Origin of the sequence: Sphingobacterium sp. UBA5789, assembly GCF_002418355.1 — a bacterium.
GTDB lineage: Bacteria > Bacteroidota > Bacteroidia > Sphingobacteriales > Sphingobacteriaceae > Sphingobacterium.
Genome location: NZ_DIDX01000001.1, coordinates 1,070,816 through 1,093,934 on the forward strand (window position 1 = coordinate 1,070,816; position 23,119 = coordinate 1,093,934).

The following is a 23,119-nucleotide window of genomic DNA, read 5'->3' on the forward strand; positions in this document are numbered from 1 at the left end:
GATCGGATAATTAAAAAGGCTTCTTTTCTATACGAAAAGAAGCCTTTTAGTTTTGCTTATATTCCCGTGGATCAGATTACACGGTTAGTATCCCATTGTTCTAAATAATCTGCAACACGCTTCAGGAATGTACCGCCCAGAGCGCCGTCTATGACCCGATGATCATAGGACATAGATAAATACATGATATGTCTTATACCGATCATATCTCCAAACTCAGTCTCAATTACAGCGGGTTTTTTCGTAATGGTACCTACTGCCAGAATAGCGGCCTGCGGCTGATTGATAATAGGTGTACCCATTATATTGCCAAATGCACCAATATTTGTAAATGTAAACGTTCCACCCTGCGTATCATCCGGTTTAAGCTTATTTGCACGTGATCTGACAGCCAGGTCATTGACACTTTTGCTTAGACCAACCAGGCTAAGCTGATCTGCATTTTTGATCACAGGTACAATCAGATTTCCGGTAGGAAGGGCTGCCGCCATTCCGATATTGATATTCTTTCTTTTAATAATATTTGTTCCGTCTATAGAAACATTGACCATCGGAAAGTCTTTAAGAGCTTTACTTATGGCTTCTATAAACAAGGGTGTAAATGTGATATTTTCACCTTCACGTTTTTTATAACTGTCTTTAATTTTGTTGCGCCAGTTAACCATATTTGTCACGTCTGCTTCTACAAAGGAACATACATGCGGAGAGGTCTGAACGCTTTTGACCATGTGGTCAGCAATCAGTTTACGCATACGATCCATCTCTATAATCTCATCTCCGGCAGCTGTTACACCAATTGCTTTTGTAGCCGACTGACCTGGTGCAGGAGCAGCTTGTACTGGTGTACTGACCGGAGCAGGATTTGCACTTGTCTGGCCCGTCTGTTTGCGTTGCTGCAGGTAATTTAGGACATCCTGTTTGGTGACACGGCCATCACTGGCTGTTCCGGGGATGCTGTCCAGTTCCTGTTGGGAAAGACCTTCTTCCTGTGCAATATTGCGAACCAAAGGAGAATAAAATCTTATGCTGTTATGAATAGGTTCTTTGTGTGCTGCTGGCGAGGCTGGCAGTTGGTCTACTCCCGGGATTTCCAAATCAGGGAGTTGTATTTCTTGTGCAATAATTTCCTCATCCTTTACAGGAGTCGGATTGATCATATTGGCTTCTACTTCATTTACTTCAGTTGAAGCAACAGTTGTTTCTTCTCCTTCACCTTCTATTTCAATGATAGCAATGATCTGACCAACCTGAGCGATGTCTCCGTCACTGATTTTTTTCTCTTTTAAAATTCCCGAAACCGGGGACGGAACATCGGAGTCTACTTTATCAGTAGCAACTTCTACCACAGCTTCATCCTCACTGATCCTGTCTCCTGGTTCTTTCAGCCACTTGGTTACTGTAGCTTCAGAGACACTTTCTCCCATCTTGGGAAGTGTTAAATTATATAATGCCATGCGTCTTTATCGTTGTCAAAATACTAAGTTAATTATAAATTGTAATAGATTGATCAAACAAAATTTAATTTTTTAATAAAGCTATTTTTTAATATTTTATTTTACTGTGAAGTTGTTTTCCGTATGAAACAAATTCCATAGCATATTGTAGGCATAAGCAGTTGCCAATTCTATATTTACCTGTCTATTTGGTGTAAACTGGCATTTTTTTGTAATCACTTTTTCCTTCCCGGCAATAGCAATCCAGACTGTTCCGACAGGTTTTTCGGGAGTTCCACCATCCGGTCCGGCTATCCCGCTTGTCGCAATTGCATAATCAGTATCAAAATTCTTTTTACTGCCATTAGCCATTTCAATCACAGTTTGTTCGCTGACAGCTCCGAAGGATGATAATGTTGCTTCAGTTACTCCTAAAAGCTGCATTTTCAATTTATTGGAGTAAGGGATAGTGCCACCCGTAAAGATCTGACTGCAACCCGGAACAGCAGTTAGTTGTGCCGCTAAAAATCCTCCTGTACAGCTTTCTGCTGTAGATAAAGTAAGGTTACGTTTTGCAAATTCTTTAATGATGACTTCTTCGATAGTGAGATCTTCTGTTGAGATAACATGTGGCAGTGCACGATCTACTATACGGTTTGCGAATTCTTCAGTCTGTTGTCGGAGTGCCGATGCATCCTGACCTATTGCTGTTAATCGCATGCGTACGGAACCGTACTTAGGCAGGTAAGCCAGCTTGATGTAATCGGGCAGTGCGTCTTCGATATCCGCAATATTGTTGGCCAGGAAAGACTCTCCGATTCCTGCAGTAATAATATTCTGAGTCCAGATGGACTGACCAATATCCAGTGTGGATAATATCGGCAGAATCCTGTTTGTAACGATAAACTTCATTTCAAAAGGGACTCCGGGCATAAAGAAGTAGTACTTATTGTCTTGTCTGACAAACATACCAGGAGCAGTTCCCACATCGTTAAACAGTACTTCTGAATTGGCTAAAATATCTGCCTGCTGCAGATTAATTTCCAACATTTCCAATCCTCTCTGCTTGAAAAAGTCTTCTACGTGAGCCAGTACTTTTTCATCACGGATAAGGTGTGTCCCGAAATAATCTGCTGCTGTTATCTTCGTGATATCATCTTTGGTGGGACCGAGTCCCCCTGTGACAATAATAATATCCGCTCTTCCGGCTGCTTCCTGTAAAGTTTGCCGGATAGCTTCTTTACTGTCAGAAATAGATGTAATCTGCCCGATGGAGATATTGATATTTTTGAGCTGCTTGGCGATCCAGGCAGAATTGGTGTCTATGATCTGACCAATCAGAATTTCATCTCCGATAGTTATAATTTCTGCTGTCATTGATTTACATATTAAGTTTCAGCAGTTGCGACATATTGTTAATATCCGCTAAAGCTGCTGTTTCGTTTAGATAACTTAAGATCCTGCAATACGGAGGCTTTGGCTCTGATCGTGATGTTGTAACTTTTGTATTGACCGAATGGGGTCCATCCGACGGACATGTCCCAACAATGCAGATCTCTGTAGATATTGAATTGGGTCATGGAAACTTGTTTTGCTCTGAAATCATATCCGGAGTTAAACTGTACTTTCCATTTCGGAGTCAGATTAAAGTCCCCGTGTACATTTAGAGTTGCCGTCACCGTAGACTGTAATCCCGGTTTGCTGTATTGAAAACTAAAGGATCCGGCCAGATTCCATGGAATGTTGAAATCTACAAAGGCATTTGGATTTGAACTGATACGGGCCAGTGCCTCTGCTTGTTCGGGAGTCATATTCTGTACGGTATTGCGAAGGGAATCTATATTTTGGTTTCGGCTCTTGGAAGCATTGGGATTGAAACTATAGTCAAAAGAAAAACCAAAACTGGTCAATCGTGCAAGCTTGCCACTCTGAATAGCATATTTGTTGATCTTAGTTCCGAATTTGTCAATAGAATACGGATCTAATGAACCGTTGAAATTGATATTGATCTTTTCCCCGAAAAGAGCTGTACGACCGGAGAAACTAATCGGAGTAAGTTTCAGGGAATCTGCTACAAAGTTATAATTACCACTAAAGGTCAGACCTTGCAGGATCGGAATTTTCTTGACCCCGTTATTGGAGGTGTCACTTTTGCTGAGGACTTTAGCCTCCAGGTTATTATCCACGGAGAATCCGATTCCCATTGACCTTCCTGAACCCGGACTTCCGTAGATCCCGTTTTGGAAAATAGAATACCGGGATTGTCTGCCGTTTTCGTCAATGAAATTTCTGTAAAATCCAAAAGAAGGATCTGAGAAATCGGGTCTGTAATTCAGATTGATAGAGGGAGTAACGACGTGTCTGATGTTCTGTATCTTTCCGATTTTAGGATACATACCATATATTTTGGTTGATAGACCTGTAGATATGGAGTAATCGTATGCGCGTTTGAATCCCTGAAGCGTATCGGTGACAGGTTTGTATCCCTGGGGCTCATTCTGCAATGATTTACGGATACTTTGCAGATACCAGCGCTCAGTGTAATTGACACTTGTGTTGAATTGAAAATGTTTAAAAGCATTCAGCGAGAGACTGATCGGAATGGAGTGTTGAAATCCGTTCGAAAATTTATTGAGCGCTTCTTTCGTAAATAACAGGGAGTCTCCGATAGAGATGGAGTTACGGCCCTGTAAGCTATACCCTACAGTAATACGTTGATACCATTTCTGCTCTCCGACACGCTCTTTGCTGTCAAACGGATTGAATGAAGCTACGTTCAAACTGAATGTGGGTAATTCTAAATCTACACGACCGGTTGCCATTTCCTGTCTGTGACTCAGACTGGACGTAAAGTTGACTTTTCCATCAGCAAATACTTTTCCATAACTGATGGATGAGGACATATTATTACGTGTCAGATCGTTAAAATTATTGACCAGAGCTCCTGTTCTTTTATAATAGCTGCTGCTACCAAAATTAACGGATGCACTGAACGAGGTTCCCGGATTTGCTTCCTGACGCTGGGTATGGTTCCACGTGACATTAAAAACTTTGTCTGAACCGTAATCGTCCGTTCCTTCCACACCGGTCTTAGTCGATGCGAAGCTCAGGTTAAAACCTCCGTTATATTTGTAATTGACCTTATACTGCGTATTGACACGGGCTTCCCAGGATCCTTTGGAGAAAATTGTTGCCCGTAATTCAGTATCCCAATAATCATTAAAAGCCAGATACCAACCTATGTCCCTGATGGTAAATCCCCGGGTTGCATCCTCACCAAAGGATGGGAACAGAAATCCGGAAGATCTTTTGTTGGGTTTTGGGAAGAAACCGAAAGGAATGGCAACAAATTTGACCGGTATGTTTTCTACAACCAGATAGGTAGGCCCTGCAATGATTTGATTTTTGGTAACAATTCCCTTTGAAATCTGTAGACCGAAATGGGTATGTGGATAAGGCAAATCACAGGTACTGTACAAACCTTTGTATATGGACATCTCATCGTACATATTTTTACGTACGACTTTGGCCTGTATGTATCCTCCGTCTACTTCGGTCATAATTCCATAGGTATTACCTTCCTGCGTTTTATAATTGTAGGTCAGGGAATCTACAGACTTAGGTGTTTCGTTTGGAAATAATACAACTGGCCGGCCTACATATTTTCCGTTATGGTCAATTACACCGCTGGCAAATAGTTCATTGGTGTTACGATCCAGGCGGATGAAATCGGCAGATAATTCAAAATCCTGATATTTGACCTTTGCACCTTTGTAGAGATAAGTTATATTTTTATCTACCTGCGTATACTGACTGTCTACTGCTACGATACTGACTGTAGATTGCAGACCACTTTCATTTTTGACAACTACAGAATCACGTATACTGTCCTGTGTTACCATTTTTGTCGTATCGGTAATGCTTTTTGTTGTATCCTGGATCGTAGACTTCGACGCTTTTGAAGGGGTAGTTTCCTGAGCATATGCTAAAGAAATACACATTACGAGAAGTAATAAATATGTTAAAAAGTCCGTTAACGCCTTCAAAGTGGATAATGAATATTATTTTTGTGATAAAGATAAACTCTTGGCGACAAAATTAGTCAAAAAAGATGTAGAAAAAACAGGGGTTTTAATGTTAAATAATGCTAAATGAGTTAAATTTGTGTTTAATCACAAATAGCTGGTCAAATTTCAGTTAAATAAAGAAGATACCATATGGACATAAAAAAGATTTTTGGGAGAACAAAATTAATCGCACTATCATTACTTATTATTTTTCTTATTCTGCCATCCACCAATAAATCTCAAAGTAAATCTCCATACAAAATAAAGACGATTGTCATTGATGCCGGACATGGAGGGCATGATTCAGGAGCGAGAGGCCGGGAGACACTGGAAAAACATATTGCCTTACAGGTAGCACTGAAACTCGGGAAACTGATTGAATCCGAGTTGCCGGGAGTAAAAGTATTGTACACACGTAAGACGGACGAGTTCGTTGAACTTTATAAGCGTATTTATTATGCGAATGATAATCATGCAGATCTTTTTATTTCTATCCATTGTAACTCCGGAGGTATAAGCAGAGTGACTACCCGTAATCGCAAAGGTAAGCGTGTTACTTCATCTGTGACGAACTCTTCGGCTAAGGGAACGGAAACGCTGGTGTCCGGTTACGGAAGATTAGGCGAACAGGATGCTGCTCTTCGTGAGAATGCTTCGCTTTTGCTGGAGTCCAATTACAAAGACAACTATCAAGGGTTTGATCCGAAAGATCCCGAAAGTTACATTGTCTTCTCGTTAATGAAAAACCAATTCCGGGATCAAAGTATTAAGCTTGCTTCTTACATGCAAAATGAATATGTCAAATCCGGACGTACAAATCGTGGGGTGTGGGAAAAGAGTCTTGCGGTACTGGCCAGAGCGGGTATGCCGGCAGTATTAACAGAGATCGGATTTATAAGTAATCCGGATGAAGAACAGTTTATGATGTCAGATTCAGGTCAGAATGAGATAATTAATAACCTGTTGAATGCAATTAAAACCTATAAAAGAAGTGTGGAACGCTAAACAATTAGTATCTTCGACTGTTGTAAGAAGTAGTTTTAATTTCTTTTTAGTTTGTAATATAGTACGATTTTGAAAATAGCAAATGAGACCAAAGTAGGGGCATTGACAATTGTTGCCATTGCGTTACTGTTTATTGGATATAGTTTTTTGAAAGGAAATGATGTTTTCAGTAGTGAAAATACATTTTATACGGTGTACGGAAATGTGGATGGTCTGGCTGTATCAAAACCTGTAATGGTCAATGGTTATCAGATAGGGCGCGTGTCTAAAATGACACTAATGCCGGACGGGCAGATCCGAACAGAATTTAAGATTAAGAAAGAATACGAAATTCCTTCCAATACCGTTGCCCGGATTATGAGTGCAGACCTGTTGGGAAGCAAGATTATTGTATTTAATTTGGGAAATAGTACCACTTTAGCTAATGACGGTGATCCGCTGACATCTGATGTGCAGCAGAATCTGATGGAAAAGGTAGAACCTTTGCAGAAGAAAGTAGAGAATATCGCCGCCCGGATGGACTCTGTGCTGGTAGCGGTAAATGCTATTCTGGATAAAGATTTTCAAAAAGACGTGAAGAGAAGTGTACACAGCATCTCCGTAACCATGAAGAATATAGAGGGGATTACTGGTGAAGTAAATGGATTACTAGGCACTGAAAAGGCGCGTCTGGGAAGAATCATGGCCAATCTGGAGTCGATCACCGTGAACTTTAAAAATAACGGTAAGAAACTGGATCATATCATGAATAACCTGGACAATGTATCTGATCAGATGGCCAAAATCGAAATCAAGTCTACTGTAGATAAAGCGAATAAGGCCATGCAGGATGTACAGGATATAACGAATAAGATAAATAATGGTGACGGTTCGATCAGTCTGCTACTTAATGATGATAAGTTATATAATAATCTCAACAGTGCTTCTGAGGAACTGGATAATCTGATTAAGGATGTGAAGAATCATCCTGGAAAGTATATCAGACTTTCGATTTTCGGAAAGAGAGATACAAAATAATTCTGTTGAGGTCTTTCCGTTGAAGGAAAGAAAATGAGATGAATATTTCTGATACAGATGTCTAAAAAAGTAAAAGGTCCCGAAATTTCGGGACCTTTTACTTTTTTATAAGGTTTCTTTGAGCCAGCCAAAGAACTCACGTTGCCATACTTGAGCATTATGTCCGGATAGTACCCAGTGATTTTCGTCCGGGAGATATACCAGACGGCTTTTTATTTTCTTCAATTGTGCCAGTTGAAACGCAGCTAAGCCCTGTCCGACAGGTACACGGTAGTCTTTACCTCCCTGAAAAATCAGGATTGGCGTATTCCAGTTGTTGGCATATTCAATAGGATTGAACTGATGGTAGGTCTTATCATTTGCTTTGTCCCAGTATGGACCACCCAGGTCGTGATTTGCAAAAAATAATTCTTCAGTGGTGCCGTACCAGCTTCGCATATCAAACAGACCATTATGCGCAATAAATGATTTGAAACGGTTTTGGTGTACACCGGCCAGCATATAAACCGAATACCCGCCATAGCTTGCGCCAATAGCTCCGCGACGTGTAGTGTCTACATATTGTTCTTTCGAAATATCATCGATTGCCGCAAGGTAATCCCGGATAGGCTGACCTCCCCAGTCTTTGGAAATATCGGCATTCCATTTTTCACCCCAACCCGGCATTCCACGGCGATTCGGAGCAATGACAATATAACCCTGAGATGCAATCAGTTGTAGATTCCAGCGGAAAGAGTAAAATTGAGTCAAGGCAGATTGAGGGCCTCCTTCACAATACAGAATAGTCGGATATTTTTTTGCAGGATCAAAATCCGGAGGATAGACTACCCACGAAAACAAATCTTTACCATCTGAAGTCTTGGTGACACGGGAAGTCACTTTATTCGTATAAATACCCGTATACAACTCATCATTTACAGTGGTGACTGGCTTCAGGTCTTTTTTACTAAGATCATAACGGTATACTTCCGGGGCATGTGTCAGTTTAGTCGAAGTGACGATCAGTGCATTGTCACTCTGTCCAACTATACCTGTTATATCAAACTCTCCTGAGCTGATTTGTTGGATCTGAGGGAATGCTTTTGTTTTTAAATTTGCAGGGACTGTAAGTTCGAATAATTGTACTGTTCCTTTGACAGGAGCTGTAAAATAAATTTTGCGGTTATCTTTACTCCATGTAAATGAATTCACTGTTCCGTCCCAGTGTGCAGTAAGATTAAGTCGTTGTGAACTGGATTTGTCAAATAACACAATGTCATTCTTATCTGCTTCATAACCTTCCGTCTTCATGCTGAGCCAGGTGAGCATCTGTCCATTCGGACTGTAAGTTGGATTGGTATCATAACCGTTCATCCCTACTGTCAGATTGGTTGTCTGTTTGCTGGACAGGTCATAGCGATAGATATCTGTATTAGTGCTGACAGCATAGTCTGTTCCGAATTTTTTCTTTGAAACGTAGAGAACTGCTTTACTATCGGGAGACCAGGCGAAATCTTCCGCTCCGCCAAAAGGCATCTGAGGGCTGTAATAAGGTTCATCCTGTAAAAGATCTACAGGTTCTCCAATCACTCCATTATCATATGTAGCTACAAAAGGATGGTTGAATTTTCCATTATTGAAAGTATCCCAGTGACGGTAATCCAGATTGTCAAATACATAGGCATCTGACTTTGGAAGATCAGGGTAACGATCCGGACTGTGGTATTTTTTAATTAAAACAGCCTGGCTGAATAAAATATATTTGCCGTCCGGTGAAAATTTAACATTTTCCAGTTCCAGCTCTCCCTTTGTCAGCTGTGTTGCTGTACCTCCACTGATATTTTTTTTCCAGAGCTGGCCCTTTAAAAGATAGATCACATCTCCGTTTTCCGCAATATGTACTACTGATTCACCTCCTTTTTCCTGAGAAAAGGGAACTGCTTTTCCTCCGGTTGCTGCTACAGAAAAAAGATTTCTCTCCGAACTGTTCTGCTCAAAGTTGTACTGCGAGACTGCGTAGATAAGTGTTTTACCATCTGCTGTCAGTCCTTCTGCGGATACACGCCCTAACTTCCATAAAAGTTCCGGTGTAAGTGCTGTTGTGTTGGATTGATGTGCCATGCGTTGATCGATTAAAGATTTGTCTGTTTTTAACTCCGGCCCTGACTGAGCAAGCGTAAAACCTGAAACCGAAACCATAGCTACAGCTAATATATGTTTCTTCATAAATACTAGAATAAATGAACCGCAAGTTACTAAAAGGCTTTAATAACTTAAATAAAACGGATCATTTATGCCTAATCAGTATATGAATAGCCGTGAGATATATTTTGAAAAAAATCATTGTAATGCTAAAAGATGTAATAGCCACTTCCTCAGAGAGGAAATGGCTAAAATCACATCACTATTAAATTAAACACCGCACTTTTATTTATTGTCAAATTGATACCAATTGATCTTTGTGGACAAACGCATCAGTACAGCCAGTATGACAAACATGCCTATAGTACCGACAATAAGAGACAGATCGCGTAATTGCATAAGCACGAAAATAAAAACGTAGAATGTGCTGAGTATGCCTGCAAAAATTGCTGCTGTCTTGTTGTCTTTTGTGACACCTTTGATAAATGCAGCAATCAATCCTACAGTGGCAAGCGCTGCAAGTACATAAGCAATATTAAATCCCATCTGCTCACTTAACGCAAGTAAAAGTGAATAAAAGAGAGCCATAGCCGCTCCTATAAGAATATACTGGATAATATGTATACGTTGTTTTTTTACAATTTCTGTAAATAACAAAGCCGTAAATGTCAGCAGAATCACGAGTATACCATATTTGGCTACCCGGGTTGTTTTCTGATATTGATTTACCTCCGGTAAAAAGTTTACGGATACCATATCGTCATTGGTCAATGTTTGTTGCGTATACGTTGTGGACGATGTTGGTTCAGGCATAGTGGTAGCACTGTACTGAGTTTCTTCTATATCGCTATAAAATTTGTACAGTGTTTCAGCAGTTCCGGTCCATGACTGTGGAAGTTTCCGGCTAAAACTTGGTATACTCCATTTTGCAGAAAAATTATTCGCTCCGACTTGTCTGTCTTCCGGAAGAAATGCGCCGTTAAAGCTGGGATTAGACCAGTTTCCTGAAATGGAAATATCAGTCTGTGCTGCTAATGGAAGAAAGTTGAGCGACTTGGATCCTTTCAGATCAAAGGAAATATTGAAATTCTGCTTGCTGTCCTTCTCATTCGCGATAGCAACAGGAGCTGTCAGACTCTGGCTGAAAAGTGTCAGATTGTTAAAGTCAGGTTCCAGTTCTAATTTCTGATCTTTCCAGGTAAACTGAGGTGTAGCTTTCAAACCTTTGAAATCCTCTACACCGAATACCACACGGGCCTGATCCCAATTGACGTCTGCCGGGGCGATCTTTAATTTAGAAAGGTTCAGCGAATCAAAATCTCCCGAAATATTAAGTTTGGTATTGTACACCACTACCTTGTATATACCTCGCTTGAGCGGTTCTGGACTGACTTTACTGTCTATCTTGACATGGTTGGGAAGTAAAAATATCCACTCTGTCAGCTTTACCTTTTCGATAACCTTTACTTCAGTATTCTGTATTTTTTTTTCTGATATCTGATCAGCGATTTTTGTGTACGGGATAGCCAGTACAGGTGTACCTATGACCTGTTGCTTTCCCCACTTAAGTGCGATTTCCGAATTGACCTCTTGTTCCCGGTACTTTCTTTCGTCAATAAGTTCACTAATCCAATGCATAGGTATAAGCATAATCAGCGTAAGTACCAATATCATGATCAGTTTTACAGCAACTGATTGCATGATTTTTTCTAAAAATGAGACTTCTTTAGTTTCCATAATGTTGTGTGTGATAAGGGGTGAATAAAGTATAATGTTTTAAATAATAAGAGGCATCGAAATGTATAGATTGCCTGATATCCGCTATAGGGATATATAAAAGTTGTTTAAAGTCGAGGTGATAGAATTTTTGCATTTTACTTCCTTTCGTAAAATGTCGTATATAGTCCGGTACGTATTCAGGATAAACCATTACGCCTAATACAAGTGAACACAAGAGATAGAGACTGATCTTTCCGTTGCCAAGTAAAAGAAACTGCAGACTGACTTCATCCTGAATCTCTGTATCTGTTTCAGTGATAAGATGGAATACATCGTGGTTTTCCAGTTTGGGAATAATATCGAACCCTTTCTGTTGATAAAACAGACCAAGATGATGTCCGAGTGAATCTGCCGGATAGGAGAGAAAAGCCTCTTTACTAATTCCCCACGGCTGTTTGTGCCGCTTGAATACATGTCGGTAAACAAGTTGTGTCCACTCGTACATCCAAACCATTAATTTCAATCTGATTTTCATTTTTCTTTTATTAAAAGTACTTTGAAATTCAAAGTTGTTGAGTAAAAAAATTATTTGTACTGTTGTTTTATTAACTTTTCAAGAGCAGTCAGGTGATTCTCAAAGGCCGTCTGTCCTTTGGTCGTCTTCCTGTAGCGTGTATTAGGCTTACGATCGATAAATGTCTTGAAAACCTCTATATATCCTTCTTTTTCCAAAGTTTTGAGGTTTGAAGCTAAATTGCCGTCTGTCACATCCAGCAGCATTTTCAGCGAACTGAAATCATATTCCAGATTTGCAACCAGCACACTCATGATCTGTAAGCGGACTTTATTTTCTAATATTTTATCGTATAAATCTAAGTTGATATTCACTATTCATATTTTTTATGGACGATGACTCCATAAATAATATGAAGGACACCGAATCCTAAAGCCCAAAAAACAATTCCGTAGCCGGGAAACAGCAAAGCAAGTAATCCTAATCCGATTTCGCAAATTCCCAGCCACCTGATTTCTTTAAAAGTGAAGTTTCCTCCTGCTACTAATGCCAGGCCATAAAAGATCAGCAGGGTAGAAGCTACCGCCAGCATCATACCTCTTGCTATAAGTAGCAATGCAAATATACCTCCTGTCAGCAACGGAACTGCTACCGCAAATAATAATGATCTGCTTGTCTGATTCCAGATCGATTGCTGATGGATCTTCGCTTTACGTTTGGCCATGACAAGACCAGTAGTAATAGAAGCTGCCAGGACAAGCACTGCCGTAATTAATAGCTTACTAATAATAGAAGGTTCATTGACATAATGATCTCTGTAGCCCATCACACTATCGAATCCATAGACTTCGTAGTACGCATAAGCTGCACCGATAAGTGCATATATACCAATAAGGATGCTTGAAATGCCGCTAATGGAAATAAACTTTGTTGATTTTTCCATCAAAGAGCGTATTTGCGCAATATCTTTTATTAAATCTTCTTGCTTCATAAAAGTACTTTGTTTTTCAAAGTAAATGAATAATAATGAATTATGCAAAAAACTTTTTTGATTTTATTTTAGATTGAAAAAATATTCAAAAAATAGTTTGAAAATACTTGCAGGATATCGTTTTGGTTTCTATCTTTGTGCCACAATAAAAGTCCTAACCGCGGAAGTGGCGTAATTGGTAGCCGCACCAGACTTAGGATCTGGCGCCGCAAGGCGTGGGGGTTCGAGTCCCTTCTTCCGCACTTGATGTCCTCCCGAAAATTAAACATCGGGAGGATTTTTTTTTAAAAAAATAATGCGATTAAACGCTTAGAATAAAGTATGAAAGTTTCTCACAAGAAGATTGACGACATCAACGCTAACATCACAGTAGATTTAGCACCAGAAGATTACAACCCACAGGTTGATAAGGCAATAAAAGATCAGGCTAAAAAAGCTAAATTACCAGGTTTCCGTCCGGGAATGGTTCCTACTGGTCATATCAGAAGAACATACGGTAAATCAATCTTATTTGACGAAGTCAATAAGGTGGTGAATGATAAAATTGCAGAGTATATTTCAGAAAACAAACTGGAAGTATTGGGACAACCTCTTCCAATTGATGAAGAAGTAAACTACAACTGGGATTTCAAAGATTCGTTCAACTTCACTTATGAAATTGGTTTAGCACCTGAATTTGAAACTCCTTTCACTAAAGAAACTGAATTCACAGAATACGATATCAAAGCTGATACGGAAACATTAGAATCCCGTATCAAGAATCTTCGTCGCAGCTACGGAAAAATGACAAATCCTGAAGTATCAGAAGAAGGAGATGTATTGTACGCTACGTTAAAACAAGAAGGTGAAGAGGGTATCGAAAAAACTACGTCCGTTCGTACAGATATCATCGAAGACGCTAAGATCAAAAAATCTTTGTCAGGTCTTAAAAAAGATGATACCGTAAAGATCGATGTGAAAAAAGCTTTCAAGGCAGCTGATTTAGCTCGTATCTTGGGTATTACTGAAGAAGAAGCTGAAGCAATTGCACCTGCTAAATTCGAATTGACTGTTAAAAATATCAACCGTCTTGAAGAATCGGAATTGAATCAGGAATTCTTTGATAAATTATTCCCTGCAGGTGAAGTAACTACAGAGGAAGTTTTCAAAGAAAAAGTAACAGAAGAAGTTGAAAACTTGTTCAAACAAAATTCTGCTCAGAAACTGCGTAACGATCTTTATACTTTCGGTATGGAGAAAGTTGATGTGAAATTCCCTGAAGAATTTCTGAAAAGATGGTTGAAAGCAACTAATCCTAACATCACTGAACAAGAGCTTGAAGAAGGTTTTGCTGACTTTATCAATAACCTGAAATGGACTATTATTGAAAACCGTATCGTTACTGCTAACAACTTAGAAGTAAAATATGATGAGGTTATCAATCTTGCTAAAGAACGTATCTACGCTCAAATCAAGATGTATAACATCAATGAAGAACCTGCTGATGAGCAATTGTCACAATATGCTATTCAGATGTTGCAGGACAGAGAGCAGGCTAACCGTCTGTTCGAAGAGGCAAAAGCTCTTAAAGTATTCGATCACCTGAAAACAGTTGTAAAATTGAAATCAAAGAAAATCGATTACGATAAATTTGAAAAATTAGCATAAGCTTATTTTAATATATACTCAAGCCGGCCTTTCCTACTCGAAAGGCCGGCTTTGTTTTGAGCTTGTATTGCTGAATTAAACAGGCTCGACTTTAAGTCTTACACTTTGCAGTGCTGCAGAAAGTTTACCCGGCTTGAAGTTATCCGCTGTAAGTAGATTATATTATTGAATACTGCTTGCCAGACTCCGATCTTTGAGCCTTATTTAGTGGGTTTTTGAGATTCTTTTTTCTTAGGATTGGTTTCTTCTTCAAATCGTCTCCAGAATATCATGCGTTTGAAAAATTCGGAAAAGCTGTTGAATTCCTGTCTGTAGACCAATCCTGCGGCGCTGATGTAATCATTGTCCATCCCTAACAGAAGGAAATTTCGTGTATTAAGCCGGTTAGATGCCCGCAGGATCAGACTTCCATCTTTACGCAGACGATAGGAAAGTTCAGCGTCTGTCGCAACTTCATTGGAGAATACATTCAAATCGTTGAGTTGCAGATTTCTTCTGTCTGTAACACCACCTGTAATGATGAGTCTGTCATTAAAGAAGCGCAGAGATGCCGAAGCGTCATTAAGGGAACGAATATTAAGATCAAAGAAGTTGATGTTCAGCGATTGCGAAATAATTGTATTCAACTGATTGAACGCAATCTCAGTTCCTGCGGATAGCAAAGTGTTGTTCACTTCTTTTCCAAATTCTGTGGACGATCCTGGTGTAAAGCTGCGCCTTACAATAAGACTCATAGCTTGCTGATTGACATTGTTGGCATCTGTCAGATATCCCTGCAGTTCGTCATTGATGTACGGATCCTGTGGAAAGGTCAATGCAAAACTTATATCCGGTTTGGTGAGATTTCCTTTCAGGATCATATCTGCCTGCGCAAGCACGCGCTGATCTCTGGTTGATGAACGGCCTGCCGCATTATAGAGGGGAGCTACTGACGTTCTTTGCTCATATACGGCACTGAGGTTGATTATTGCCTCACTCGGATTCCCGGCCCAACGGATAGTACCACCTTCTTTCATATCGAAGATCTTATTGATAAAATCCTGTGCTGTAAAGTTGAACTTGCCCGAACTCACTACATAATCGCCGAACATTTCAAAATCACCCAGACTGGATATCTTCAGATTCAGAGCGCCTGTACCTCTTCCTTTTAATGAACCTAGATCTGTCTGCAGATTGACTTCTGCATCGGGGGTTATATTCAGGTCCATATTCATACTTAACCCTTGAAAGTTGTTGCGGTGGTTCTTTTTACGGTTTTCTGCTGAATCGGGACTGATAAAATATATAAAGTCGCTCTCCGAGACAGTCATCGAACTATTGAATGGTATCGTAAATGTTGTATTCTCATTGGACTTGGCACGAATATCAATTTTCATAGCGGAGGTGAGTCCGTTGAATTTAAATGTTCCCGTGGCATATGCTGTTCCATAATAGAGATTGTTGTCTTTATAAGTAGTATTAAGGACAAGAAAATTCTGCGTGCTGACATCTACATCTATTCGCGGATCGGAAAGTTTATTCAGATCAATATAACCGTTGGCTATTGCTTCGTGATTGTTAGGATCAAATATTTTCAGATTGTTGAGTACGATATGATTTTTGGACACCTGTACTTCATCATCCGAGACTCTGTAAGGTGTCTTCAGATAATTAACAACAAAGGATGCATCTTTAAAACGTGTGACAGCACTTATTTCCGGCTTATTGATATAGCCTTTTACACTGATATCTCCAGATACAGAACCATGTAAATCGGAAACCAGATTCCGTAAAAACGGTTGAAATATAATTAAATCGGTATTGACGAGTTTACCTGAAATATCAACTGCATTTTTATCATCCCCGATATTATAGGTGCCATCCAGTTTAAGCTGTTTATTTATTCCGTCTGCCAGATCTACGTCCAGATCGACCAGACTTCCCTCCGGATTATAGGTTGCCATTAATTTCAACTGGCCAATCGGCAATCCGTTGTATACAATGGGGCTGGTCTTGAGATCGGCATTGAAATATGGTTTTTTGAATAATGAATTGATCTGCAGATTACCGTTTACTTTACCTTGCATCGCAATACCCATTGGCTTTGTGAAACCGTCCAGTGAGGCTAATCCGAAATTATTGAAAGCGAAGTTGATCTTGTCGTTCTCATCGGACATCGCTCCGTCCACTTTGATCTCCTGCTCCCCCTGACTCAGTTTAAGATTTTCCATGTAGACCTTTCCTTTAGAAATCCTTACCTGGGCATCCTGATTGATATTCCATTCTTCTCTGTTGATCTGAACTGTAGAAGGAGAGAAATTTATATATGCAGGCTTATTATGTGCAAATAATATATTCCCGTTCAGATCCAGATAATTAGGAGAAGACTGCTGTGATAATTTGACATTAAAGAGCAGACTGTCTTTAGAAAGGATATTAGTCAGATTGATGTTGTTGATATACGCGCTGTCAGAGAGATTCAGACGGTCGGCCGTAATCATTAAAGCCAGGGCTTCCTGATTTGCGTTTTCTTCAATAATCAGATTGGTGAGCTTTATTCCGTTATATCTTACCACAGGGCTGTAAGCCTGAAACTGGGCCGTATAATCTTCGGAAGAGAAGTTTGCGTTGAGGGTGGCTCCGTCCTCTAATGTAAGATTCGGATCCAGGAAAGAGGCAATGGGATTGAATGATTTTACATTCAGAAATAAATCGAAATTCTGCTTATTGTAAGGCTTTGTCTCAAATCCTATGGCCGGAGCATAGCGCATGGCGAGGGATCTGAAATAAGATCCGATCGTCGTAAGATCAATTTCACCTTTAAGATTTACATCCAATACATCCGAATGTAAAACCAGATTACGGTCTTCCTGATTGCCGGCTGCGTCGAAATCCAGAAACGCAATATTGAACGTTCCTTTGGAAGTGGTAAAATGAATGTCTTTTGCTTCCAGTTTACCGATCAGATTATTCAGATTGTTGCCCTGCAGATTAGTAGTCAGACTTGTGTTGTGGATATTTATAGTATCTTTTTTGAAAAGATTGATAGCGAATAAATTGGTGTTTTCTATCTGCGCATTCAGCAAGTAAGTAGGAGAGTCCTTTTTCCAGTCTATATCTGTGCTGAAAGCCAGGGTAGCATTGCGATCATCTAATTTTCCGGATATATGTAAAAATTCATCTGCAATATCTCCGTCAATATCTAGCCGGTTATAGGTATAGTCCTTGAATTTTATGCGTTCCAGATGACCCTTTACCTTTAGATCTAACGTTTTGAAGTCTGTTCCTTCTCCGTCAAATGTAAGGTCAAAGCCGGTTTTGCCAAGATCTTTAACAGGTACTACACTGTGCACAGCAAATTCTGGAGATTGTATATGGCCGTCATAGGAAAGACCTTTTTTGAGGTTAATATGGCTTTCTGTTTTTAAGTCACCCAATGCTGTTCTAAATGATCCGTGTGCTTTGAAATCGTTGTAATATCCATCGAAGCGTCCTTTATACGCAATGTTTTCAAGCTGATGAACGATCTTCGGCAGTTTGAAAGACTTCATATTGCCCAGAAGTGGTATAATGTTCTCTAGATCCTTAGCATTAGTTTTTAAGGAGGTTAAATTAAATCCAAATACAGTTTTATTGATTTCCGGCAATCCTTTTACTGTAAAATCTCCAGCAAGTTCCGTATTTCTGCCCATGCGCATCAGCGTATTTTTGGCGTGGATATCGGCTACCGTTCCATGAAGATTGGCTTGGGGAATGAGGACATCGAATTGCACATATTTCATGTCCGTAGCAAAGTATTCAATGTCTTTAGAAGATACAAATGAGTTGCGGAACCGGGCTTTTACACGCACCTTTTCCATGAAATCACTGAAGTCGGCGAGGCTGTCGTATTCAAATTTTATATAATCGGTAAGTCTGGACCGGTTGGTTACCAGTTTGAGATCAGTAAACTCCATTCTCTTTTTTCCGTAGAAGGCATTAGCCGATAGTTCCTTTAGATGCAGTCCTGATTTTTCCTGGAGGCTGAGTTTACGGATAACGGCACTCATAGCGCCTGAATCTAATTTGATCTGATCAAATGTACCGGATAAGGCTGTGATATCCAGATTTCCATAATCTACCCCGTATTTGTAATGTTTTTTTGTGTTGTTGACGATTTTCAGATGATTGTTTTCCAGAATAATACTTTGGAGCACTAGCTCCATCTTTTTTGAAGGTTTCTTTTTTTGCTTTTTCTTCGGAGAAAAGTAGTTGATGAGAAAAGAAAAGTTAGTGCTGTCCTTGTATATTTCGAAATCAATGAACGTATTTTTGGAATAGATCTTTTCAATGGTGATCTTATTCTGCCAGAGCTCCGTGAGTTTCACATCTGCAGCTAACTGCTCCGTGTAGAGAATAGTCTGTCCGATACTGTCCTTAATTTTGAGATTCTCAAGTACGAGGGAAGAGAACGGTTTAAAGTAGATGCTTTGGATGGTTATGGAGGCGTTTAATTCTTTGCTAAGGTAGGATGCTGCTTTTTTCGCAAGATAGGTTTGTACGGGTTTATATTGCAAAGAAAATACAAATAAGGCAAGCAAGACAGTAATGCCTGCAAGAGTGATCAGCGTTATTTTAATTATTTTTTTGATAACTTTGTATCCTATTTAAAAGTTACTTCCTTAGCTATGGCCATTATTTTGGGTATCGAATCTTCATGTGATGAAACATCAGCATCCATATGTATAGACGGTGAAATTAAGTCAAATATTATTGCCGGACAGGCCGTTCACGCAAAATACGGTGGAGTAGTTCCCGAACTTGCATCACGTGCGCATCAGCAAAATATCATTCCTACGGTAGATCAAGCTATACGTGAAGCAAAAATACACAAAAATGAGATAGATGCAGTAGCTTTTACACGTGGACCGGGATTATTAGGGTCACTTTTAGTCGGTACTTCTTTCGCAAAGTCTTTCGCATTGGCCCGAAATATTCCGTTGATTGATATCAATCATATGCAGGCTCATATTTTAGCTCATTTTATTGAAGATCCCAAACCTTCTTTTCCATTTTTATGTCTTACCGTTTCGGGGGGTCATACACAAATTGTGTTGGTAAAGGATTACTTTGAAATGGAGTTGCTGGGCGAAACTCTGGACGATGCCGCAGGAGAGGCTTTTGATAAGACTGCCAAAATTCTGCAACTTCCCTACCCCGGAGGACCGTTGGTAGACAAATATGCACAGGAAGGAAATCCGGATGCGTTTGCACTTCCTGAACCTCAGATTGCTGATCTGAATTTTAGTTTTTCAGGACTCAAAACTGCTATTCTCTATCTTGTACAGAAGCACGAAAAAGAAAACCCTGATTTTCTTCAGGAAAATCTTAAGGATGTATGTGCCTCTGTTCAGGCCAGAATTGTTTCTATATTGCTGAATAAAGTCAGAAAAGCCGCAAAGCAGACAGGTATCAAAGATATAGCAATTGCAGGTGGGGTTTCTGCTAATTCCGGTCTGCGTAGCGCTTTGTTGGCAATGGGTGAACGCTACAAGTGGAATGTGTTTATCCCTAAATTTGAATATTGTACAGATAACGCAGCAATGATAGCTATTGCAGGTTATCACAAATATCTTAAACAGGATTTTGTAGGTCAGGAAGTAGCGCCTTTAGCGCGTTTGCATCTGTAGGCGCTATTTCCTTATTCATTTTAGAAAGGGGCGGAATAGCCATAGGATTCTTTGGCAACAACAAATACGCCAGCCTGTTCTTTCAGATAGGTTACATTATAGCCCTCTGCTCCCGTATCCGATAGGACGAGTTCTATATTACCATTATGTACGAATGCATAAAGGATATCGGTGTAATCCATATTGAATTCTCCTCCGTCATCTACACGCCAGGTGCTTATATCGTCATATTTAGCTTTATATTCCTGAGTGATTGTCTTTTCAGGTGAAGAGTAAACTAATACTGCCAGAGCTGAATCATTTTTAACTTCAAATTCGACAATACTGATTAATGTTTTTTCATCAAGCTGAGCTATATTTTTGAAATTTTTAACTTTACGATTCTTCGCATTAACTAATTTCTGAACAGCAGCAGGCATAGTACTTGCATCTTTTGCATTATGGGGGATCATTACTTTCCTGGAAGAAAGAAAGGCGTTGTCTGTCAGCACGACAGCTACGGTGGAGGAGGTCAATTTGTTTTCTTTTAATTGATAAAGAAAACCTGCACTTTTATCAAAATTGTCGGCAGTTTGTCTTCCGTTATCACCATCTGTTGACTTCTGAAATCCTTTGTATTGAACCGGAGATTCTTTTCCTTGCTCATTAAGGACTAGATTATATTGCTCCGGATGGGGCAGAGAATCCTGTTCCAGTGTAAGAATATGCTTGCCTAAGGAATCTAAAAAGCCAAAAGCAATTACATCTTCATTAGTAGTTGTAACTATGCTGTCTTTTGCAGGACTGTCTGCAGTATTGCTGTCTGCTGTTTTTTGTTTTTGCTGACATCCGAAAGTAAGGAATACAGCAGCCAGGATTAAACTAAATTTTATTGAATTCTTAAGCATAAAATGTAATGTATAGGGCTAAAATAGTATTTTTATTCGTTCTTGTTATTGTATATTTAATCGGATGGGAAGTCGGTATCTGACATTGACCGGAATTCCTCTTTGTATTCCAGGTGACCATTTTCTGAGATTTTCTACTACTCTTACACCGGCTTCTCCTGATCCATATCCTAAGTCTTTCTCAATTTCGATATTGTCAACCTTACCGTCTTTTCTGACCACAAAAGAGATGATGACAGTTCCGTTAATGTTATTATCCATCATTTCACGGGAATATTTAAAGGTGTTGGCGACTTTTTGCATCAGACTTCTGATACCACCGGGATATTCAGGAGCTATTTCCTGTTGTGTATAAAGCGTCTCATTATTTAAGGAATCATAAGTTGTTCCTTTTACCAGTTTACCGGCATTGTACTGTTCTTCAAAGCGGTATTTTTTATCATTGAATGTGCCTTTCCACAGACCGTTTTTCTTATGATTTACATATTCTCCTGACTCTGTATCTTTATCCCAATAGGAGGTTGCAGATCCGTTACCATCTTTTAGCACTAACTTGCCTGTAGTGTCAAAGTGTTTGATGTAAAGTGAGTCTTTTACTTTTGTCTTATCATTTTCATAGACCGAATTGTAATACCATACATCTTTGAGTTGACCTTCCGGATAATAATAGAATGCAGAATCTATTGCTATACCATCAGTACTGTAATACTCTTTAGAGGCCAGATTTCCGTTTTCATAGTAGCGATACACATTTCCATAATAGGTAGTCGGGTTCTGGATCTTTTTTGTTTTAGCAGTCAATTTTGGTTTATTCCCGTTCACATAGAATTCTTTTATGAAAATAGTATCTAAGTTGCTTTCAGGGATATTCAATACTCTATAGTAATACGCATTTTCTTTTTTTGCCGGTCCGTTATTTTTCTTAAAATAATTAACTAAATTCTGTTGCGCATTAACCGCAGAATAACAACACACGAAAAATAGAGCAAGTAATAATTTCATAAAGTTTCTTTATTTGATATGGTTTTTAAAGTTAATAATTATAATGATCTATTTAAAGATTGCTGTAGGAATTAACGTTTTTTTAATGTGGCAATTATTTTTCTAAAGATTGATAAGTTTTTATGGAATGATTTAACGTATTGCATCAACGTATAAAATGGTTTTACTTTAAACGTTGTGTTATGTTAGGATCTAAATTAAATATTTACAAAAAGGAATGGCTGGAAGTGATCTTTCAAGGTCGGAATCAGTCCTATGGTGCTTACGAGCTTCGTCAGTTGTCTCCAAGGGCTACAAATTATGGAATTGCAATCGTGTCTACAGTTGTGTTGTTATGTAGTATGGGCAAATTCGCTTATGATCATATGCCCCGGGAGCAATATGTTGCACCTGCGGTGGAAGTTACTCCTGTGACGCTTGATGATTTGGTTGAAAAGATTCCGGAGGAAAAGATTGAAGATCCGCTTCCGGCAGAAAATCAGCCTAAACAGATCGCTCAGGACCCTCCGGCTGTAGATTTGATCCGGTTTCCGGAACCGACGGTAGTAGATGCCAGAAAAGCAAAAGAAGATGTAGCTTCTCAGGACGACTTTAAAGACGATAAGAAATCGCCTGCACGTCTTACATTGAAAGCAATGCCTGGCGGAGCGGCTATCGCAAGAGGAGAGTTTGGCGATAAGAAAAAAGATGGCGAGATAACAGGAAAAGGATCAGGTACACTGAGCGGGGGAGACGATAAAGTACATGATATGGTGGCTCTGGAAATTCAACCCGAACCAGTAGGAGGTATCAAAGCTTTTATGAAATGGGTTGGAGACAATTATCAGTATCCTTCTGCAGCACTTGAACAGGGTGTCAATGGTGTAGTGATGGTGTCCTTTGTGATTGAGAAAGATGGTAGTCTGACGGATATTAAAGTAGGGCGCGATCTGAATTTCGGAACCGGAGATGCTGCAGTCGCCTTACTGAAAAAGGCCAGAAAGTGGAGCCCCGGAATACAGAATGGTCGTCCGGTACGGGTTGCCTATTCGCTTCCGATCCGCCTGAATACTATCCAGCAATAAACAG

16 protein-coding genes and 1 tRNA gene are annotated in these 23,119 nt (G+C 39.6%); 6 read left to right on the forward strand and 11 right to left on the reverse strand.

Annotated features, from left to right (window positions below; translation table 11 throughout):
* Positions 1 to 71: 71 nt before the first annotated feature.
* The 3 genes from B4B65_RS04605 to B4B65_RS04615 form a co-directional block, all read right to left on the reverse strand.
* Positions 72 to 1,454, reverse strand: coding sequence for a dihydrolipoamide acetyltransferase family protein (locus B4B65_RS04605; protein ID WP_293913796.1), 1,383 nt, complete (start codon positions 1,452 to 1,454; stop codon positions 72 to 74).
* Positions 1,455 to 1,550: 96 nt separating this feature from the next.
* A complete protein-coding gene (locus tag B4B65_RS04610; RefSeq protein ID WP_293913798.1) occupies positions 1,551 to 2,810 on the reverse strand; it encodes a competence/damage-inducible protein A in 1,260 nt (419 codons plus the stop codon).
* 38 nt (positions 2,811 to 2,848) lie between these two features.
* A complete protein-coding gene (locus B4B65_RS04615) occupies positions 2,849 to 5,434 on the reverse strand; it encodes a putative LPS assembly protein LptD (RefSeq protein WP_293913800.1) in 2,586 nt (861 codons plus the stop codon).
* A gap of 216 nt (positions 5,435 to 5,650) precedes the next feature.
* On the opposite strand from B4B65_RS04615, the gene B4B65_RS04620 reads away from it, so the two are divergent.
* Both B4B65_RS04620 and B4B65_RS04625 read left to right on the forward strand, forming a co-directional pair.
* Positions 5,651 to 6,505 carry an N-acetylmuramoyl-L-alanine amidase family protein gene (locus B4B65_RS04620; protein WP_201678048.1) on the forward strand — a complete coding sequence of 285 codons (855 nt, stop codon included), beginning with the start codon at positions 5,651 to 5,653 and terminating at the stop codon, positions 6,503 to 6,505.
* A 69-nt stretch (positions 6,506 to 6,574) separates the two neighbouring features.
* Positions 6,575 to 7,522: an MlaD family protein gene (locus tag B4B65_RS04625; protein ID WP_201678049.1), complete on the forward strand. Its 948-nt coding sequence runs from the start codon at positions 6,575 to 6,577 to the stop codon at positions 7,520 to 7,522.
* A 105-nt stretch (positions 7,523 to 7,627) separates the two neighbouring features.
* Here B4B65_RS04625 and B4B65_RS04630 read toward each other — a convergent pair whose 3' ends face one another.
* The 5 genes from B4B65_RS04630 to B4B65_RS04650 all read right to left on the reverse strand — a co-directional run bounded on the left by B4B65_RS04630 (position 7,628) and on the right by B4B65_RS04650 (position 12,867).
* A complete protein-coding gene (locus B4B65_RS04630; protein WP_293913804.1) occupies positions 7,628 to 9,727 on the reverse strand; it encodes a S9 family peptidase in 2,100 nt (699 codons plus the stop codon).
* 201 nt (positions 9,728 to 9,928) lie between these two features.
* On the reverse strand, positions 9,929 to 11,380 hold the full coding sequence (gene creD, locus B4B65_RS04635) for a cell envelope integrity protein CreD (protein ID WP_293913806.1): 1,452 nt from the start codon (positions 11,378 to 11,380) through the stop codon (positions 9,929 to 9,931).
* Entirely contained in the window at positions 11,370 to 11,897 is a 528-nt protein-coding gene (locus tag B4B65_RS04640) for a Coq4 family protein (RefSeq protein WP_293913808.1), read from the reverse strand. The genes creD and B4B65_RS04640 overlap by 11 nt, the downstream gene beginning before the upstream one ends.
* A gap of 50 nt (positions 11,898 to 11,947) precedes the next feature.
* A complete protein-coding gene (locus B4B65_RS04645; RefSeq protein WP_293913810.1) occupies positions 11,948 to 12,250 on the reverse strand; it encodes a winged helix-turn-helix domain-containing protein in 303 nt (100 codons plus the stop codon).
* Positions 12,250 to 12,867 (reverse strand): hypothetical protein, encoded by a 618-nt coding sequence (locus tag B4B65_RS04650; protein ID WP_002996640.1) that lies wholly within the window; start codon positions 12,865 to 12,867, stop codon positions 12,250 to 12,252. Before B4B65_RS04650 ends, B4B65_RS04645 begins: the two co-directional genes overlap by 1 nt.
* A gap of 160 nt (positions 12,868 to 13,027) precedes the next feature.
* Here B4B65_RS04650 and B4B65_RS04655 point away from each other — a divergent pair.
* Both B4B65_RS04655 and tig read left to right on the forward strand, forming a co-directional pair.
* A tRNA-Leu gene (locus B4B65_RS04655) sits at positions 13,028 to 13,109 on the forward strand.
* Between the two features lie 79 nt (positions 13,110 to 13,188).
* Positions 13,189 to 14,514 (forward strand): trigger factor, encoded by a 1,326-nt coding sequence (gene tig, locus B4B65_RS04660; RefSeq protein ID WP_293913812.1) that lies wholly within the window; start codon positions 13,189 to 13,191, stop codon positions 14,512 to 14,514.
* Positions 14,515 to 14,714: 200 nt separating this feature from the next.
* Here the strand turns inward: tig and B4B65_RS04665 are convergent, their stop codons facing one another.
* Positions 14,715 to 19,049 carry a translocation/assembly module TamB domain-containing protein gene (locus B4B65_RS04665; RefSeq protein WP_293913814.1) on the reverse strand — a complete coding sequence of 1,445 codons (4,335 nt, stop codon included), beginning with the start codon at positions 19,047 to 19,049 and terminating at the stop codon, positions 14,715 to 14,717.
* A 111-nt stretch (positions 19,050 to 19,160) separates the two neighbouring features.
* Between B4B65_RS04665 and tsaD the strand changes: the two genes are divergently transcribed.
* Entirely contained in the window at positions 19,161 to 20,162 is a 1,002-nt protein-coding gene (gene tsaD / locus B4B65_RS04670) for a tRNA (adenosine(37)-N6)-threonylcarbamoyltransferase complex transferase subunit TsaD (protein ID WP_293913816.1), read from the forward strand.
* A 20-nt stretch (positions 20,163 to 20,182) separates the two neighbouring features.
* Here the strand turns inward: tsaD and B4B65_RS04675 are convergent, their stop codons facing one another.
* Positions 20,183 to 21,049: a hypothetical protein gene (locus tag B4B65_RS04675; RefSeq protein WP_293913818.1), complete on the reverse strand. Its 867-nt coding sequence runs from the start codon at positions 21,047 to 21,049 to the stop codon at positions 20,183 to 20,185.
* Between the two features lie 45 nt (positions 21,050 to 21,094).
* Positions 21,095 to 22,051: an energy transducer TonB gene (locus tag B4B65_RS04680; RefSeq protein ID WP_293913820.1), complete on the reverse strand. Its 957-nt coding sequence runs from the start codon at positions 22,049 to 22,051 to the stop codon at positions 21,095 to 21,097.
* 182 nt (positions 22,052 to 22,233) lie between these two features.
* Here B4B65_RS04680 and B4B65_RS04685 point away from each other — a divergent pair, with 182 nt between their 5' ends.
* Positions 22,234 to 23,115, forward strand: a complete 882-nt coding sequence (locus B4B65_RS04685; protein ID WP_293913822.1) for an energy transducer TonB — start codon at positions 22,234 to 22,236, stop codon at positions 23,113 to 23,115.
* Positions 23,116 to 23,119: the final 4 nt, after the last annotated feature.